The following is a 17969-nucleotide window of genomic DNA, read 5'->3' as shown; positions in this document are numbered from 1 at the left end:
CTTGAATATGAAGAGTCAACTATCAGGGCTTGACTGCTCGAAATCCAGTGTCTTGGCTTGATGTGCCGCGTCTGAACTCGACCCGGAACTCGACCCTGAACTCGACATTGAACTCGACATTGTCAGCCACCAGTCGATGAACAAGCCGGCCAGACCGACCGCGATGAAGGCCCCGGACAGGGCCAGCATCAGTGGATCGGCGTCACCTCCGAGCGCATCGCCGAGGAGCACAATTCCAACAGTGCCCGGAATCACACCGACCGCGGTCGCGGCAGCGAACGGAACAGTGCGGATCGAGGACACCCCGCAGCAGTAGTTGACTACCGAGAAGGGGACCGGGGCGATCAACCTCAGCGACCCCACCGCCAGCCATCCACGACGAACGAGGGAGTCGTCGATCCTGCGCACCGCCGGGTGCGTCATGCGCGCCGAAAACCAATCGCGACCGACCGCGCGAACCAACAGAAGCGCGAGCACAGCGCTCAGAGTCGATGCGCCCACGGTCAGGCCCAGCCCGGTGAGGGGGCCGAACAACACACCTGCGGAGAGGGTGAACAACGTCCGGGGCACCGGTGCCACCGTCACGATGGTGTGGACCGCGAAGAACACCAGGGGAAAAGTGGGTCCGACCGCATGGGCCCACTCGCGGATCTGCTCGATCGACGGGTGCGGTGCAATCGAAGCGACCACTCCGAGCGCGACGAACAGCGCGACGAGGCCGAATACCCGAAGACCTCGTGAACTGTTCACCACGTTCGCCAACTCTACCGGCGCGGATGTGCACCTCGCCGTTAACAAAACCACCTCCCGTGCAAACGTGAGGTGATCCTCACGATACTGTCGAAGCGATCGCGGTCGGCATCACAGAAGAATCGCACTGTGTCGATCGGCAGCGAGTCAGTCGAGTCGAGGGAGCATTCATCGTGTCCGTTGCTACACAAGAAGACGCCTCACGCAACGCGTATACGGCGTGGCAGAAGGCTGTTGCAGGTGTACTCGCGAAATCGCGGAAGGTCGATATTGCCGACCTGCCCGAGGATCCCGAGCATTTGCTGGATTTCACGACGTACGACGGGGTGACGGTGTCTCCGTTGTACGGCGTGCGCGACGAGCTACCGGAGAATCCTCTTCCGGGCGCATTCCCGTTCGTGCGGGGGCGCGACGCGACGCGCGACGTCAACGCCGGGTGGAAGGTCAGCGTTCGCTTCGGCGCCGGGTCCTCGGACGCCGAAAGCGTCAACCGTTCGATCCTGGACGGACTCGACAACGGTGTCAGCGCGCTGTGGTTGCAGGTGGCTTCGGGCGGCATTTCCGTCGATGACATCGGTCGCACGCTCGACGGAGTTCTGCTCGATCTGGCGCCACTGGTGCTCGACGCCGGGTCCGATACCGTAGCCGCCGCAGACGCTCTGTTCGCGGTACTGGACGCGGCGACAATCGCCGATCGTCGCGCCGTCGACATCAGGTTGGGTGCCACGCCGCTGACGTCTCGTTTCGTCGATCCAGACGGCGACGTTCCGGATCTCGCCGCGATGGCCGCCCTTGCACGACGCTCGATCGACCGCGAGGAGCGCATACGCGCGATCACCGTCGACGGCACCGCTTTTCACAACGCCGGTGCGAGCGATGCTCAGGAAGTGGGGGCGGCTGTCGCCGCAGGGCTCGAGTACCTGCGCACGCTGACCGAGTCGGGTTTGACCGTGGGCGAGGCGCTCGGGCAGATCGAGTTCCGGTATGCAGCCACCGACGATCAGTTCCAGACGATCGCGAAGTTCCGGGCCGCTCGGGCGGCCTGGGCTCGGGTCGCCGATGTGTGCGGCGAGCCAGACCGCGGCGGTGCTCCGCAACACGCGGTGACATCGGAAGCAATGATGGCTCAACGTGACCCGTGGGTGAACATGCTTCGTACGACGCTCGCCGCGTTCGGCGCAGGGATCGGTGGCGCGGACGCAGTGACCGTGCTGCCGTTCGATGCAGCGCTCGAGGGCGGCGCGGCGGGTGTGTCGAAGACATTCGCGGGTCGAATAGCGAGGAACACACAGCTGTTGCTGCTCGAGGAGTCCCACCTGGGTCGCGTACTCGACCCAGGTTCGGGGTCCTGGTACATCGAACAACTCACCGAGGACATCGCCGACAAAGCTTGGGAATTTTTCCAGCTCATCGAGGCGGACGGCGGATACACCTCGGCACTGAAATCCGGCGCCATTGCGGCAGCGATCGACGAGGTCGAATCCACGCGCGACGCGGACATCGCACACCGACGATTGCCCCTCACCGGTGTCAACGAGTTCCCCAACCTTGCCGAAGCCCCCCTTTCGGCCCCGGGGAAGTCGTCCTCCTCGGTCGCTCGGTACGGCGCTGCGTTCGAAAGACTGCGAGACCGGTCGGATGCATATCTGCTCCGCCGCGATGCTCGGCCTCTCGTGTTGCTGGCTCCGTTGGGCTCGGTGGCAGAGCACAACGTGCGTACCACCTTTGCGGCGAATCTCCTTGCCTCCGGCGGCATCGAAGCGCAGAACCCCGGCCCGTTGACCGCCGAGACCATAGCCGATGCAGTGCACAGTTCGGGGGCACGGATCGCAGTTCTGTGTGGGACCGACAAGCGTTACGCGGAGGAGGCACGCGCAGCCGTGCAAGCGCTACGCGAGGCCGGCATCGACCGCGTATTGCTCGCCGGTTCCGGCGCGAGCTTCACCGATATCTCCGGCCCCGAGCGACCCGATGATTTCCTCACGGCGAAAGTCGATGCTGTCGCTGTCCTCACCGATCTCCTCGACCACCTGGGAGCATGATCATGACCACCGACGAGACCGCCGAAGTGGCCGCGCCGCAGCAGTCCGAACCGAACAAGCGGGTGATCGGCAGCTTCGCCGACGTACCCCTGAAAGACCAGCAGGCGACTCCAGCGGCCGCTCCATCCAGCGATGATGTTGCCGCGCACATCGAGGCGGGTGCGAGGGCGAACAACTACGCCGCCGAGCAGGTGGTTTGGTCGACCCCCGAAGGTATCGACGTCAAGCCCGTCTACACCAAGGCCGACCGCGACGCCGCCGAGGCGGAGGGCTATCCACTCGACTCCTATCCCGGTGCACCACCATTCGTACGCGGTCCGTACCCGACGATGTATGTGAACCAGCCGTGGACCATTCGTCAGTACGCGGGATTCTCGACCGCAGCCGAATCGAACGCCTTCTACCGCCGAAACCTCGCAGCCGGCCAGAAGGGCCTATCGGTCGCGTTCGATCTCGCGACGCACCGAGGCTACGACTCGGACCATCCCCGTGTACAAGGTGACGTGGGCATGGCAGGGGTCGCGATCGATTCGATCTACGACATGCGTCAGCTCTTCGACGGCATCGATCTCGGCAGCGTGTCGGTATCGATGACGATGAACGGGGCAGTGCTGCCGATTCTTGCCTTGTACGTTGCTGCGGCCGAGGAGCAGGGCGTCGGGCCGGACAAACTCGCGGGCACGATCCAGAACGACATTCTCAAAGAGTTCATGGTTCGCAACACCTACATCTATCCGCCGAAGCCGTCGATGCGGATCATCTCGGACATCTTCGCGTACACGAGCGCCGAGATGCCCAAGTACAATTCCATCTCCATCTCCGGGTATCACATCCAAGAGGCCGGTGCGACAGCAGATCTGGAGCTGGCATACACGCTCGCGGACGGCGTCGAGTACATTCGCGCCGGCTTGGATGCGGGCATGGACATCGATACCTTTGCGCCGCGCCTGTCGTTCTTCTGGGCTATCGGAATGAACTTCTTCATGGAGGTTGCCAAACTTCGCGCTGGGCGTCTCCTCTGGTCGGAACTGGTGCAGAAGTTCGAGCCGAAGAGTGCCAAGTCACGCTCGCTCCGCACCCATTCGCAGACTTCGGGATGGTCGCTCACGGCGCAGGATGTATTCAACAACGTCGCCCGGACCTGCGTCGAAGCCATGGCGGCGACACAGGGCCACACTCAGTCGCTGCACACCAACGCTCTCGACGAGGCACTCGCACTACCGACGGACTTCTCTGCGCGCATCGCACGAAACACTCAGCTGTTGATCCAGCAGGAGTCCAACACCACGCGTCCGATCGATCCATGGGGTGGCTCGCATTACGTCGAGTGGCTCACCCACCAGCTTGCCAATCGGGCCCGAGCCCATATCGCCGAGGTCGAAGCGGCGGGGGGCATGGCGCAGGCGATCGGTGAAGGCATCCCCAAACTGCGTATCGAAGAGGCCGCCGCACGAACGCAGGCCCGCATCGACTCGGGTCGCCAGCCACTCGTCGGCGTCAACAAGTACGTGCCCGACGAGCCGGACACGATCGAGGTTCTCAAGGTCGAGAATTCGAAGGTGCGCAAGGAACAAATCGACAAGCTCGCCCGGCTGCGCGCCGAGCGCGACTCCGGCGAGGTCGAGGCGGCGCTGGCAAACCTGACCCGGGCCGCAGCGTCGGATCAGCCCGGTATGGAGAACAATCTGCTGAATCTGGCGATCGATGCGGCCCGCAAGATGGCCACCGTCGGCGAGATCTCCGAGGCGCTCGAGAAGGTCTACGGGCGCCATCAGGCAGAGATCCGGACAATCAGTGGTGTGTACCGCGACGAAGCAGGCAAATCCAAGAACCTCGCCCGGGCGACCGAGCTGGTCGAACAGTTCGCCGAGGACGAGGGGCGCCGCCCACGTGTGCTCGTATGCAAGATGGGCCAAGACGGCCACGACCGAGGGCAAAAGGTCATCGCAACGGCGTTCGCGGACATCGGGTTCGACGTCGACGTCGGCCCGCTGTTCCAGACGCCGGAGGAGGTGGCGCGTCAGGCGGCCGACAACGACGTTCACGTCGTCGGTGTGTCCTCCCTTGCCGCCGGTCACCTGACGCTGGTTCCGGCCCTGCGGGAGGCTCTGGCCGCAGTCGACCGCCCGGACATCATGATCGTCGTCGGCGGTGTCATCCCACCCGGTGACTTCGAGGAGCTTCATGCCGCAGGCGCGGCTGCGATCTTCCCGCCGGGGACGGTGATCGCCGACGCCGCGATCGGTCTGGTGGAAAAGCTCTCCGTCCAGCTCGGTCACGCACCGCATCCGTCCGAGCGTGAGGCCAGCGCCTGAGTATGAGCGCTCCGAAACGCCCGGCACGCACGGTGGACATCGACGTCGTAGCAGCGTCGGTACTGGCAAACGAGCGGTCCGGTCTTGCTCGCGCCATCACACTCGTCGAGTCCACCCGTGCCGACCATCGTGATTTGGCCCAGCAGCTACTGCTGCAGCTTCTGCCGCATGCCGGCGCGTCTCATCGCGTCGGCATCACAGGCGTTCCAGGGGTGGGGAAATCAACATTCATCGACACCCTGGGCATGTACTTGATCGAGCGTGGGCATCGGGTTGCGGTGCTCGCCGTCGATCCGTCGTCGACCCGCACAGGCGGGTCGATACTGGGAGACAAGACCCGCATGGCCCGGTTGGCGGTCGAGAAGGACGCCTACATCAGGCCGTCGCCGACATCGGGCACACTCGGCGGCGTCGCTCGGGCAACGCGCGAGACCATCGTGCTGCTCGAGGCCGCAGGCTTCGATGTGATTCTCGTCGAGACAGTCGGTGTTGGGCAGTCCGAGGTGACCGTGGCGAACATGGTGGACTGCTTCACTTTTCTCACTCTCGCGCGTACGGGTGACCAGCTGCAGGGCATCAAGAAGGGTGTTCTCGAGTTGGCCGATCTGGTCGCCGTGAACAAGGCCGACGGCAAGCATGCCGTCGAGGCGGAAAGCGCGGCCCGCGAACTGGCCGGCGCACTGCGGATGATCTATCCACACGATGCCATTTGGCAGCCGCCGGTTCTGACGATGAGCGCTCTCGAGGGGACGGGCATCGCGGAGTACTGGGACACCGTCGAAAGACACCGTCAGGTGCTCACCGATGCGGGCGAGTTCGCAGAGAAGCGTCGCAAACAGCAGGTCGATTGGACCTGGACGATGGTCGATGATCAGTTGCTGCGGCGCCTGGCGCAGAACCCGGCGGTCAAAGCGATCCGGTCCGATGTCGAACAGCGTGTGCGTGCCGGCTCGTTGACCGCTGCGCTGGCCGCACAGGAGCTGCTCGACGCGTTCGACGGTCGCTCGCCCGCTCAGTAGAGCCTTTCGGCCATCCCGCCGACGCGGTCGATCAGATCGTCGAAGAACCGCACTGGATCCGTCGTCGTGGCGATCGCCGCGTTGGGCTCGCGGCCCCACATGCCCCGCCAGTCCGCGACCGTGGTTCCGCGCGTGAGTGTCCCGGCCAGTTCGACGTCCACGGTGGCGACGCGGCACGTCACGATGGAGGGGTCGAGTGCGACGGCCGCGGCGAACGGATCATGCATGTGTGCCAGGAATCCCTGGTCGTGGTCTCGGTGAAACTCCATGTAGAACCGGACGGCGTCGGAGAAATGACGAATGACGGGGTTGGAGGCCGCTGAGCGCGTGGTGGGTGCGTGGTGGTCGGCGATGACCTCCGCTGGGGAACTGCCGGCGCGCTCGGCCAGTCGAGCGATGTGATCGGGGCGCATCTCCATCGTCTCCGTGATGTCGAGCGGGCAGACTATCGGTAGGCGGTCCGCCGGTAGTCCTGCGAACGCCGCGAAGACCTCGGCAGCGGCTTCGGGGTCGACGGCGATGTTCCATTCGCTGGTCGGGGTCGTGTTGCCGGGATGATGAAAAGCGCCACCCATCACGACAAGCCTTTGCAACAGACGAGGCAGGGCCGGCTCGATCCGAATGGCCATCGCCAGGTTCGTCAGCGGCCCGGTCACGAGGCCGGTGATCTGCCCAGGTCGCTCGCGAACGAGTTCCACCCAGGCGTTGGTCGCGTTGCGGTTGGAGAGCTTCCGCTGCGAAACCGGTAGTTCGGCGTATCCGATGCCCTGGGGCCCGTGCGTGTCCTCGGTAGTCATCAGGGGCGCGAGCAGCGGCGTCTGTGCGCCGAGGGTGACCTCGATATCGCCGGCTTTGCACAGATCGAGCCAAGCGAGATTGTTGGCGGCGACCTGATCGACGGGTACGTTCCCGGCGGTCGAGGCGATCGACAGGATCTCTGCCCGCGGATGCGCCAGCAGGTAGAGCAGGGCGAGGGAATCGTCGATCCCGGTGTCGACATCGACGATCATCGGCACCACACTCTGCTGGCTTGCCGAGGCCGACCTCTCGAACGATGGGGGAGTAGTGCGCACTTGTCCATCGTGCACGTGCGCAATGATCAACTGCTCATCGGGCTCGGACCATCAGGTACGTCGAACACAGGCACGTCGCTGCCCCACGCATGCGCTGGTGAGCGGTAGTCCGCATACTCTGCCAGAGCAGGTTTGGCGGACCTGATAGCGCCGTGAACGGTGGTGGTAGTGGTTGCCGGGGGGAGAGTCGGCGAGGGTGGGTCCGTGCGTCGACCGGGAGCGGACAGCAGCCATGCCGCTGTTCGCTCGAGCGAGACCGCCACATGGTTTCCGGGTGCACCCGTTTCGATGTCGGCGAGTGAGTCCACCACCCCCGCCGCGAGCAGGTATCCGCTCGCGTGGTCGAGCGCCTGCGCAGGTAGCGCGCCGGGACGCCCGTCGGTGTGTTCGATCAGCGCGATCCCCGATGCGGCCTGCACGATGCTGTCGAATCCCCGCCGCTGGTGCCATGGCCCCGGACTCCAGGCGGACACTGTCGCGTGCACGATCCGAGCGGGGACGCGGGGCAGCACGGACTCGATCGATCCCGGCCGGTATCCGGTGACGAGGACGTCGGCCTGAGTGAGGAGCTCGGTCAGGATCCGGGCGCCGCGGGCGGAGGTCGCATCGACCGTCGCGGAACGCTTTCCTTGACCGTTCTCCAGATGCTGCCACTCGATCTCCGGCAACCGCGGTGCGTCGATGCGCAGCACCGACGCACCGAGCAGAGCCAAGGCCCGCGTAGCAACGGGGCCGGCGATGACCCGCGTCAAGTCGAGTACTCGAAGCCCGTCCAGCGGTCGCTCCGCGCGCACGCGTGCGCGTTGCACCTGCGCTCCTTGCTCGAGATCCGCTTGCTCGAGATTCGCTTGCTCGGTGTTCGCTGGGACGAGGCGCGCGGTACGGCGCACCAACGGGCCGCGACTTGCCTCGGCGCCTTCGGCGCAGATCCATTCGTCCTCGGTACGCACCCGCACAGCGATGGCGTTGCCACGCGCGCAACGGTGTTCGATCTCCGACCCCGGCAGTTCTGCCAGCCGCGCCGACAACCTTTCGCACTCGACCTCGGGCGCGAGGCCCAGTGCCTCGGTGAGCGCGCGCTTGTGGTGTGGATAGTTCGCATGCGTGCGCACCCATCCGTCGGCGCTTTCGAAGAACCCGGATAGCTCCGAAAACGCCTGCACCGGCTCGCCTTCGATTCGAAGCATCTTTTCGCCCGAGAACGACGCCGTGATCCGGTTCGGATCGAGCAGCCACCTGGAACTGGGCAGATTTCGGCTCGCGCGAAAGCGGTCGATGGCGGCAGCGAGGCACGCGACCGAGTCCGCGGCCAGTTCGCGCACGGGTAGTCGCGCGGACAACCCGGTACCCCATCGGAGTTCGTCGATCCGACTCCCGGTGGAGTCGGTGCCGAGGGCTCGGTCGTAATCGCGGAGAAGGCCCGCGTGGATCAGATCTTCTTCGCCCATATTTCGAGTCCGGCTCCGCGCAAACGGGATACGAGTGCATCTCCGATACCAGTTGCAGGCGTGAGAACGCCGCTGGAGTCGGGCAACTCGTCCCGATTGTGCACGAGGGCGAGCGCGGATTCGCCGAGCATCACCGATGTGGCCTTGTAACCCGGGTCTCCTGCGGCCTTGACCCGGGACTGGTATTTCGCACCGTTCGTCGCTGTGGTGTATAGATCGACGGTGAAGTGCCCGCTTTCCTGCGCCTCGGGGCTGGGACCGTCGCCCGGCTTCGGCAGAACGCGATCGAGGATCTTGCCGGGTAGGAATGTCATCCCCAGGACCACTGCCCCCAGGCCAGCAGAGACCACTCCGGCTATGACCGGGGACGCGATCGACGAGCCGACCGACATCACTTCCCGGTAGCGGAACTTTCGGCCGTAGGCGTAATCGCGTAATGCATTGCTACGTCGCACGATCCGAGTGTTGTAGGACGCCATGACGAAGGGTGCCTTCCAGCCGCGCAGGTTGGGGGCGATCTCGGTGCCGTTGACCAATGTCACATCGGATTGACGGCCGAGATCCGGTTCCAGGGACCGGTCGGGGCTCAGTGAGTACGGACTTGCTGCGAGCTTGCGGAGGGCGCTGTCCTTCTTGACCTCCTGGATCTGTGTTCGAAGCGAATCGATGGTGCCGCCGCTCACACCGCCGCGCATCGAGCTGACGACCAGGGTGGTGTCCGTCAGTTCGCCGGCAGCGTCGGCGACGGTAGCAGCGTGGAGCACATGGACACCGATATCGGACGGTATGGAATCGAATCCGCACGAGTGCACGATTCGGGCGCCGGTACGCTTCGCGATCTCGTGGTTGGTGTCGATGCTCTTGCGAGCGAACAGCACCTCTCCGGTGAGGTCGACGTAATCGGTACCGGATTCTGCGCAGACCGTGGTGAGCGGCAGACCGTACTTGGCGTACGGTCCGACCGTGGTGATCACCACGCGAGTGGACTCGGCCATGCTTCGCAGCGAGTCGATGTCGGTGGCATCGGCTTCGACGAGGGGCCACTCGGCGGCGGTACCCGGAAGCGATCGGCGTGCAGCGACGAGCTTCGAGCGCGAACGCCCGGCCAGCGCGATCGCGGTGCCCGCCGGCGCATGCTCGGCGAGGTACGCCGCGGTGAGGCGCCCGACGAAGCCGGTAGCGCCGTAGACGACGATGTCGTACTGGCGTGATGCCGCAGCTTTGTCGGTCGGCTCGGTGCCGCTGTTCGTGTCGCTGGATGTCATGCAACCGACACTAACGCGGATCACCGACGGAGTCGAAGACGCCGACCTTCAGAGCGGCCAAGTATGAACCGGCTTCCCCTCGTCCATCAATTGCACGTAGTCGGCGAGCATTCCGGCGAGAGCGGTCTCACGGCTGTCGCCCGCGCGTTCGCGGGCCGCCACGGATTCGCGCTGCCATACCGACCCTGAGCGTTTGCTCAGGCAGCGGGCCTCGATAACTCCCAGATACCTCTCCCGCACAGCTGTGTCGACGCCGTAGGCGGCCAGTCCCGCGTCCGCCATCGGAAGCAATCGTCGGAGCACCAGTTCCTGTGGAGTCACCCAGCCGACCTCCGGCCAGTACAGGCGCGAATCGAAGCCGCTCCGCGCCGCCGAATGCAGGTTCTCGATCGCGGCGTCGTAAGACATCTGCGTCCACAGGGGCCGGTCGGCGTCGGCGAGCGATTTGACCGTGCCGTAGTAGAACGCCGCATCGGCAAGGGTGTCGATCACCGACGGCCCAGCAGGTAGCACGCGGTTCTCGAGGCGAAGGTGGTGACCGCCGCCGGTGCTGTCGTAGATGGGACGGTTCCACCGATACACGGTGCCGTTGTGCATTCGGAGTTCCGATAGTTCGGGGGTACCTCCCGCGGCGAGTACTTCCTTGGGGTGCTCGGCACTGCACACCGGCAACAACGCAGGGAAGTAGCGAGAGTTCTCCTCGAAGAGGTCGAAGATGGAGGTGATCCACCGTTCACCGAACCACACGCGTGGCCGCACGCCCTGATTCTTCAGCTCGAGTGGTCGGGTGTCGGTCGCCTGTTCGAACAGCGGCAGTCGCGTTTCGTGCCACAGTGCCTTGCCGGCGAAGAACGGTGAGTTCGCGGCGAGGGCTACCTGCACTCCTGCAATTGCCTGGGCTGCGTTCCAATAGGAGGCGAACTCGTCGGGGTCGACCTGCAGATGGAGTTGAACGGACGTGCACGCCGCCTCGGGGAGAATGGTGTCGGTGACGGTCGAGAGTTCCTCCGCGGCAGCGGCCCCGGGAAGCCGCACGCCGGAGATCTGCAGTTCGATGTCCTCGCCGCGCGCTGCAAAGATCTGTTGATTCAACAGATCGTAGCGGGGACTCGCGGACAACCAACGATGTTCGAAGTGCTTTTCCGCCAAGGTAGGCAACATGCCGATCATGACGATTCGGCTACCGGAGGTCCGTGCTCGTTCGTTGGCGGCGTTGAGTGAACGACGCAGATCGTGTTCGAGATCGGCCATGCTGCGACCGTGCAGTGGGCGCGGCGCGACGTTGATCTCGATATTGAACTGACCGAGTTCGGTCTGATAGTCGGGATCGGCGATGGCATCGAGAACGGCGGCGTTCGCCATCGACGGCGCCATCTCGGCGTCGATCAGGTTCAGTTCGACTTCCATCCCGATCTGCGGTTCGCCCACGTCGAAGGTCCGCTCTGCGAGCATCTCCGCCAAGGCATCGAGGCAGTCCTGAACCTTCTGCCGGAACCTGTGTCGATCCTGCCGGGTGAATTTTCGCTGTTCGACCTCTTGGCCCATCGACGATCACCTTGCCTTCCACACCGTCCGAGCACCCGAAAGGTCCGTATAGCCGCGAGTATTGCAGCGCAAACGTCGCAGGTCACGAAGGGGTGCGCGAGTCACCAGGGGGACGGCGAGAAGTCCTTCAGAAACTGGCCGTACAGATCCACACCGAGTTCGCCCTGAACGATGGGGTCGTAGACGCGCGCAGCACCGTCGACGAGGTCGAGTGGTGCGTGGAAACCTTCGTCCGCGAGTCGCATCTTGGTGTGGTGTGGGCGCTCGTCGGTGATCCAGCCGGTGTCCACGGCGCTCATCAGGATTCCGTTCTCACGCATTTCCTTCGCGCTCGTCCTGGTCAGCATGTTCAACGCGGCCTTGGCCATGTTCGTGTGGGGGTGCCCAGGGCCTTTGTACGCCCGGCTGAACTGGCCTTCCATCGCGGAAACGTTGACGATGTACTTCCGCCGGGACGGTGATGCTTCCATCGCAGCTCGCAGGCGCGATACCAGAATGAACGGGGCGACCGAATTGCACAGTTGGACTTCGAGGAGTTCGACCGGATCCACCTGATCCACGGTGTGGATCCAACTGTTCGTCTCGGCCAGGTCGGGGACCAGGCCGCCGGCATCGATGGCGAGACCCTGTTCGATGCGTTCGGCGGTCGCCGAACCGGCAAGCAGAGCAAGCGAACTCACCGACACCGCCATGCTCGCGCTGACGGCGCCGCCGATCTCGACCGGGGTTTGCGGAAGAGAAGTCGCAAGCGAGCTGGGATGAGCCTCGCTGGTCTTACCGAAGGTGATGACCTCGGCGCCGACGCCCTCGGGCAACGCGAGAGCCTCCGCATCGATCAGTGCGCTGTACGACCCGGCGGAGCGCTTGACCGTCTGTGCCGCGTTGTTGATCAGTATGTCGAGTGGACCTTCGGCCGCCACCGAGTCGGCGAGCGCGACCACCTGAGCCGGGTCCCGCAGGTCGATTCCGACGACTCGGAGTCGATGCATCCACCGGTCGCTGTCGTCCATAGCCGAGAAGCGCCGAATCGCATCTTTGGGGAAACGTGTGGTGATGGTGGTGTGGGCGCCGTCGCGCAGAAGGCGCAGCGCGATGTACATGCCGATCTTCGCCCGTCCGCCTGTCAGCAGCGCTCGCCGCCCCGACAGATCCGTCCTCGCGTCACGCTTGCTTCGATTGAGCTCCGCGCAGTCGGGGCACAGTTGGTGATAGAAGGCGTCGACGAGGGTGTATCGCTGCTTGCAGATGTAGCACGGTCGCGGGCGAACCAGCGTTCCGGCGTATTCACCGGATGCTCGCGCGGTCAGCGACAACCCTGCTGTCTCGTCGTCGATCCGTTCCGGCGAGCCTGTCGCGGTGGCAGCCACCACGGCCCGGTCCGCTTCCGAAATGGCGGTCCGAGCCGCAACTCGGCGCGACTTCTTCAAGTTCTTGAACATCCGGCCCGATGCTCGTTGCACCGCAATCGAATCGGGATGGCTGCTGTCGAGTTCTCCGACCTGCTGCAGCACGCGCAGGCACGTCGCCAGGTCTGCCGGATCCACCGACCGACCGTCCGAAGCATCATCGTGCACGGGTGCGGTCATGAAAGCTGTCCTTTCGGCGGGCTCTGCAGCTCGGGTTGGACCCACAGACGAGACAAGCCCCGATTCGCGAAGAATCGGGGCTTGTCTCGTCTGTCTCAACACAGAACTTGCGGATCGTGATTCGATCGCTGGTGTCCGAGGGGGGACTTGAACCCCCACGTCCGTTAATAGGACACTAGCACCTCAAGCTAGCGCGTCTGCCATTCCGCCACTCGGACCAGTTCATGCTCTGCCGCAGCTGCTCGCTGCGTGCTGGACAAAGATATACGACACGATGCCGAACGCCCAAATCCGCACGTCAGTTCGTACGTGGAACGTCGGTGGGTGGTAGGAACAAGGTGTGTCTCCTGCCGATGAAGCCGATAGAACCCCCGAAAAATCCGCACGTACCTCCGCGCTCGACGAGGTTGTCGACCTCGTCAGTGCCCTCATTCGATTCGACACCTCGAACACCGGTGAACTCGAGACCACCAAGGGTGAGAAGGAGTGCGCCGAGTGGGTGGCGCACAAGCTGGCCGAGGTCGGCTACGAGACCGAGTACGTCGAATCCGGGGCGCCGGGACGCGGCAACGTATTCGCGACGCTCGCGGGCGCCGATCCTGCTCGCGGAACGCTGCTGATCCACGGCCACCTCGATGTGGTGCCCGCAGAACCGGCTGACTGGAGCGTGCATCCGTTCTCCGGTGCGGTCGAGGACGGCTACGTCTGGGGCCGGGGTGCGGTGGACATGAAGGACATGGTCGGGATGGCCCTCGCGTTGGCGCGCCAGTTCAAGTCGAACGGGACGGTGCCGCCGCGTCCCATCATGTTCGCCTTCCTCGCCGACGAAGAGAACGGTGGGCGGTGGGGATCCCACTGGTTGGTGGAGAACCGTCCGGATCTCTTCGAGGGTGTCACCGAGGCAGTGGGGGAGGTCGGTGGTTTCTCGCTGACGGTCGCTCGGCCCGACGGTACCGAGAAACGCCTCTACATGGTCGAGACAGCCGAGAAGGGTCTCGGTTGGATGAAGCTGACCGCGAAGGCGCGGGCCGGGCACGGCTCGTTCCTGCACGATGAGAACGCAGTCACCTATCTCGCCGAAGCCGTCGCGAAACTCGGCAATCACACTTTTCCGTTGGTGATCTCCGATTCGGTGGCGGAATTCCTGTCCGCGGTGGCCGAGGAAACCGGTCTGGACTTCGACCCGGCGTCCCCGGATCTGGACGGAACGCTGCGCAAGCTCGGAAGCATCGCACGCATCGTGGGTGCGACGCTGCGCGATACCGCCAATCCGACGATGTTGAAGGCCGGCTACAAGGCAAACGTGATTCCGCAGACGGCCGAGGCAGTGATCGACTGCCGCGTCGTTCCCGGTAGGCAGGCGGAGTTCGAGCGCGAGGTCGACGAACTGATCGGTCCGAATGTCGAGCGGGAGTGGATCACCGCCCTCGACTCGTACGAGACCACCTTCGACGGCCATCTCGTCGACGCCATGAACGCTGCAGTGCTCGCACACGACGAGAACGGTCGGACTGTTCCGTACATGCTGTCGGGCGGGACCGATGCAAAGGCTTTCGCGAAGCTGGGTATTCGGTGCTTCGGGTTCGCACCGCTCAAGCTGCCTCCCGAGCTAGATTTCGCTGCCCTGTTCCACGGTGTCGACGAGCGTGTGCCGGTGGAGTCACTCGAGTTCGGTACACAGGTGTTGGAACACTTCCTGCTCCACAGCTGAGAATGACCCACGCTGCGGAACGACCATGAAGAAAGTACCGAAAGGAATGTCGATGACTCACGACCCCTACGAAGCGCTACCTGATTTGCCCTCGTTCGAACTGACCTCGGAGGATCTCGCGGAAGGCGCCACGCTGTCGGCCCAGCAGGTCAGCGGAATCATGGGCGCGGGAGGACACGACGCGTCGCCGCAGCTGTCGTGGTCCGGGTTCCCGGACGGGACCAAGAGCTTCGCGGTTACCGTCTTCGATCCGGACGCGCCGACGGGGTCCGGCTTCTGGCACTGGGCCGTCGCGAACATCCCGGTGACCACAACATCACTCGTCTCGGGTGCCGGGGACGACACCGGAACCGGTGTCCCTGCCACTGCGGTGACGTTGAAGAACGACGCGGGTCTGTTCCGGTACATCGGTGCGGCCCCGCCGGCCGGGCACGGACCGCATCGATACATCTTCGCGGTGCACGCTGTCGATGTGGACCGCTTGGAGGTCGACGAGACGGCGACGCCTGCGTATCTCGGGTTCAACCTGTTCTCGCACGCCATCGGCCGCGCCCTGCTGACCGGTGTGTACGAGGCCTGACAGGCTTCGACCGGCGGCGATGGCCTGGATATCGCTGCCGGTGCGGGTTCGCCGGTCAGCGCACTCCCGCGCCCACTGCCTCGCCGACCGATGCGAAGCCCGCGGCCCGAACCCGTGCTGCGATGCCTCGATTGATGGACCGCATCCAGAATGGCCCGCCGTAGATGAATCCTGTGTACCCCTGGACCAGCGATGCGCCACTCAGAATGCGTTCCCAGGCCTGATCCGCAGTCTCGATTCCGCCGACCGAGACGATTGCGATCTGCGAACCGACCCGGCCGTAGAGTCTGCGCAGAACCGCCAGTGACCGGTCGGCGAGCGGTGCGCCCGACAGTCCACCCGCGCCGATGCTCTCGATGGTGTCGGCGTCGGTGTGGAGGCCGGTTCGACCGATCGTGGTGTTGGTGGCGACGATGCCGTCGAGCCCGAGTTCGACCGCGAGATCTGCGACCGCGTCGATGTCGTCCTCGGAAAGATCGGGTGCGATCTTGACCAGAACGGGCACGGTCGCTACCTGCTGTACGGCGATGAGAATCGGCCGCAGCGATTCGACCGCTTGCAGGTCACGTAGACCAGGGGTGTTCGGTGAGCTGACGTTGACGACGAGGAAGTCCGCGAGAGGACCCAGCAAAGTAGCGCTGACGGTGTAGTCGTCCGCGGCCTGCGCCGCAGGCGTCACCTTGGTCTTGCCGATGTTGGCGCCGATCGGGATTCCGCCGCGCCGAGTGCGCAGAGTGTTCGCTGCACTCCCTGCGCCGTGATTGTTGAAGCCCATGCGGTTCACCAGAGCCCGGTCGGCGGGCAACCGAAACAGTCTGGGAGCGGGATTCCCCGGTTGCGCCTGAGCCGTCACAGTGCCGATCTCGGCGAATCCGAAACCCATGGGCCCCCAGACATCGACACCGTCGGCGTTCTTGTCGAAGCCAGCGGCGAGCCCGAGGGGCGCGGGAAAATCGACTCCGAACACGGTGTTTCTCAGTACCGGGTCTTTGACCGCCAGGATTCTCGCAACGAGTGAGCGCAACGGGCCGAGTGAGGTAGCTGCTCGCATTGCCGAGAACGCGAGATGGTGAACGCGTTCGGGCGGGAGCAGAAACATCAATCGGAGAACAGCGCGATACACGGTTTGACCCACAGTCCTACTTTCTTCTTCAGAGGCCCGGATCCGGGACATGATGCGCGGTCTTTTTGCGTTTGAGAAGGACCTTGCGGCTGCCATCGGTGTACAGGCGCACACGGGAGAGCTCCCAGCCGCCGAACTCGGCCTGGATGGCGAGCCGCATCGATGCGGTCACCCGGGTCACGTCGGGTGGCAACTTCAGCGGGACGTACTCCCAGTCGTCCGAAGCCGACTCCCATTCCGTCGGCATACGGCTGCGCACGCTCTTGTTCTTCGACACCGTGGCTGCTGCCCCTTTTCGCTCGCGTGGTCGGGGACGAGAAGGCTCAGACCACGCCCTCGACCGAGATGCGTTGCAGTCCGCTTCCCGACGCCGACCCGACGAACAATGTGCCCGTATCACTGTCCACGGCGATGGAATCCGGCTGCCTCACCGTGGCGAACCTGCCCACTTCGACAGGAATTCCCGTGTCCAACGTGTATCCGACCACCTGGTTGTCTCCCGGGGTGCTCACCCAGACCACGTTCGTGACGTCATCGTAGGTGACCGCCCACGGCTGTGCGCCGACTGGGAAACGCTGTCGGAGCAGAAGGTCGTCGGACGAGAATACGAGAAGCTCGCTCCCTGCGGCGTCGGTGACCAGAATGCGCCCGAAGTTGTCGGTGTCGAGTTTCGCCGCGCCGGTACCGGCGCGCAGGGCGATCGAGAGTGACTCGGCTTCGATGTCGACCTGGGTCAGCGAAGTCTGTCGTCGGTCCAGTGCCGCCATTCCGAATTCGGTCACGGCCAAGGCGTCCACGGACGTCAAGCCGTCGACAACCTGTGACTCGTTCGTGGCCGGGTCGATCATGTGAATCGAACCACGATCGTCCCCGGCAGCGATGCGCCCGTCGTTCAGCATCGCGGCGCTGAGCAGATTTCCGTCGACACTCAGAATGTCGATGGAGTCGTCCCCGATATCGGCGCTCGAGCTGCGGAGATCCACCCGCGCGAGTTGGTCCTGCATCGGCAACAGAACAGAGCCGTCGCCGACGGTCACGATGTCGGATGCCGCCGCGGGCAGCGTGATCACTCTCGGCGCCGCGTCGGCCAGGTCGGCGTCGAACACTTGCAGCGACCTCGAATCGTCCGTCAGCGCAACGACACTGCGCGTCGAGGCGTCGAATGTGGTGGAATGCAGACCGGAGGGGGACGAAGTGATCGAACCGCTCGGGGGAGCGGAAATCTCGGGCGAATCGATGCCGTCGAGCGGTTGCAGGCTGGCAGGATCGAATCCGTCCGCACCGTTGTCGCCGGAACACCCGACAGCCAACAGACACGCCGATACGGATGCAACCACGACGAGCATTCGCCGTGACGTGGGTCTGTCTTCCATCAATCCAGCTCCAATGGTGCGCTCGGTACGAGAATGGGTCGTCGGTTCAGACTGCCTGATCGGGTCCCGGGCGACACTCCCGGACCACCGAAACGGTCGGGGTGCACTGGCGGCGTACCGTGTCATACGGGGAAACACG

Annotated in this window: 14 protein-coding genes and 1 tRNA gene; 5 read left to right on the top strand and 10 right to left on the bottom strand. The window is 64.5% G+C overall.

Going from position 1 to position 17969, the window contains the following annotated elements; translation table 11 throughout:
• Positions 1-15: 15 nt before the first annotated feature.
• Entirely contained in the window at positions 16-753 is a 738-nt protein-coding gene (locus KVY23_RS10275) for a TVP38/TMEM64 family protein (protein ID WP_230556328.1), read from the bottom strand.
• Between the two features lie 170 nt (positions 754-923).
• Between KVY23_RS10275 and mutA the strand changes: the two genes are divergently transcribed.
• From mutA to meaB, 3 genes are read left to right on the top strand one after another with little or no spacing between them, the layout of a single operon-like run.
• Entirely contained in the window at positions 924-2792 is a 1869-nt protein-coding gene (gene mutA / locus KVY23_RS10270; protein WP_230556327.1) for a methylmalonyl-CoA mutase small subunit, read from the top strand.
• Between the two features lie 2 nt (positions 2793-2794).
• Positions 2795-5107, top strand: coding sequence for a methylmalonyl-CoA mutase (gene scpA, locus KVY23_RS10265; RefSeq protein WP_230556326.1), 2313 nt, complete (start codon positions 2795-2797; stop codon positions 5105-5107).
• A 2-nt stretch (positions 5108-5109) separates the two neighbouring features.
• The gene (gene meaB / locus KVY23_RS10260) at positions 5110-6126 is read left to right on the top strand and encodes a methylmalonyl Co-A mutase-associated GTPase MeaB (protein WP_230556325.1); all 1017 of its coding nucleotides are present in this window, start codon (positions 5110-5112) and stop codon (positions 6124-6126) included.
• Here the strand turns inward: meaB and KVY23_RS10255 are convergent.
• From KVY23_RS10255 to KVY23_RS10230, 6 genes are all read right to left on the bottom strand, one after another.
• Entirely contained in the window at positions 6120-7136 is a 1017-nt protein-coding gene (locus KVY23_RS10255) for a nucleoside hydrolase (protein ID WP_230556426.1), read from the bottom strand. The two genes, meaB and KVY23_RS10255, sit on opposite strands and share 7 nt — an antisense overlap.
• An 89-nt stretch (positions 7137-7225) precedes the next feature.
• A complete protein-coding gene (locus tag KVY23_RS10250) occupies positions 7226-8647 on the bottom strand; it encodes a CoA transferase (protein ID WP_230556324.1) in 1422 nt (473 codons plus the stop codon).
• Positions 8629-9912 carry a trans-acting enoyl reductase family protein gene (locus KVY23_RS10245; RefSeq protein ID WP_230556323.1) on the bottom strand — a complete coding sequence of 428 codons (1284 nt, stop codon included), beginning with the start codon at positions 9910-9912 and terminating at the stop codon, positions 8629-8631. Before KVY23_RS10245 ends, KVY23_RS10250 begins: the two co-directional genes overlap by 19 nt.
• A gap of 48 nt (positions 9913-9960) precedes the next feature.
• Positions 9961-11457, bottom strand: coding sequence for a glutamate-cysteine ligase family protein (locus tag KVY23_RS10240; RefSeq protein ID WP_230556322.1), 1497 nt, complete (start codon positions 11455-11457; stop codon positions 9961-9963).
• A 101-nt stretch (positions 11458-11558) separates the two neighbouring features.
• On the bottom strand, positions 11559-13043 hold the full coding sequence (locus tag KVY23_RS10235; RefSeq protein ID WP_230556321.1) for an SDR family oxidoreductase: 1485 nt from the start codon (positions 13041-13043) through the stop codon (positions 11559-11561).
• Between the two features lie 129 nt (positions 13044-13172).
• Positions 13173-13261, bottom strand: a tRNA-Leu gene (locus KVY23_RS10230).
• A gap of 122 nt (positions 13262-13383) precedes the next feature.
• Between KVY23_RS10230 and KVY23_RS10225 the strand changes: the two genes are divergently transcribed.
• Positions 13384-14754 (top strand): M20/M25/M40 family metallo-hydrolase, encoded by a 1371-nt coding sequence (locus KVY23_RS10225; RefSeq protein WP_269417642.1) that lies wholly within the window; start codon positions 13384-13386, stop codon positions 14752-14754.
• A 52-nt stretch (positions 14755-14806) separates the two neighbouring features.
• Positions 14807-15334: a YbhB/YbcL family Raf kinase inhibitor-like protein gene (locus KVY23_RS10220; protein ID WP_230556320.1), complete on the top strand. Its 528-nt coding sequence runs from the start codon at positions 14807-14809 to the stop codon at positions 15332-15334.
• Positions 15335-15389: 55 nt separating this feature from the next.
• Here KVY23_RS10220 and KVY23_RS10215 read toward each other — a convergent pair whose 3' ends face one another.
• From KVY23_RS10215 to KVY23_RS10205, 3 genes are all read right to left on the bottom strand, one after another.
• Positions 15390-16457, bottom strand: a complete 1068-nt coding sequence (locus KVY23_RS10215; RefSeq protein ID WP_075839765.1) for a quinone-dependent dihydroorotate dehydrogenase — start codon at positions 16455-16457, stop codon at positions 15390-15392.
• Positions 16458-16485: 28 nt separating this feature from the next.
• On the bottom strand, positions 16486-16704 hold the full coding sequence (locus KVY23_RS10210; protein WP_230556424.1) for a DUF5703 family protein: 219 nt from the start codon (positions 16702-16704) through the stop codon (positions 16486-16488).
• Between the two features lie 76 nt (positions 16705-16780).
• Positions 16781-17830 (bottom strand): YncE family protein, encoded by a 1050-nt coding sequence (locus KVY23_RS10205; protein ID WP_230556319.1) that lies wholly within the window; start codon positions 17828-17830, stop codon positions 16781-16783.
• Between the last annotated feature and the right edge of the window lie 139 nt (positions 17831-17969).

The organism is Rhodococcus sp. I2R (genome assembly GCF_020889545.1).
Lineage (GTDB): Bacteria > Actinomycetota > Actinomycetes > Mycobacteriales > Mycobacteriaceae > Rhodococcoides.
This window is presented reverse-complemented; position numbering and strand designations above follow the sequence as displayed.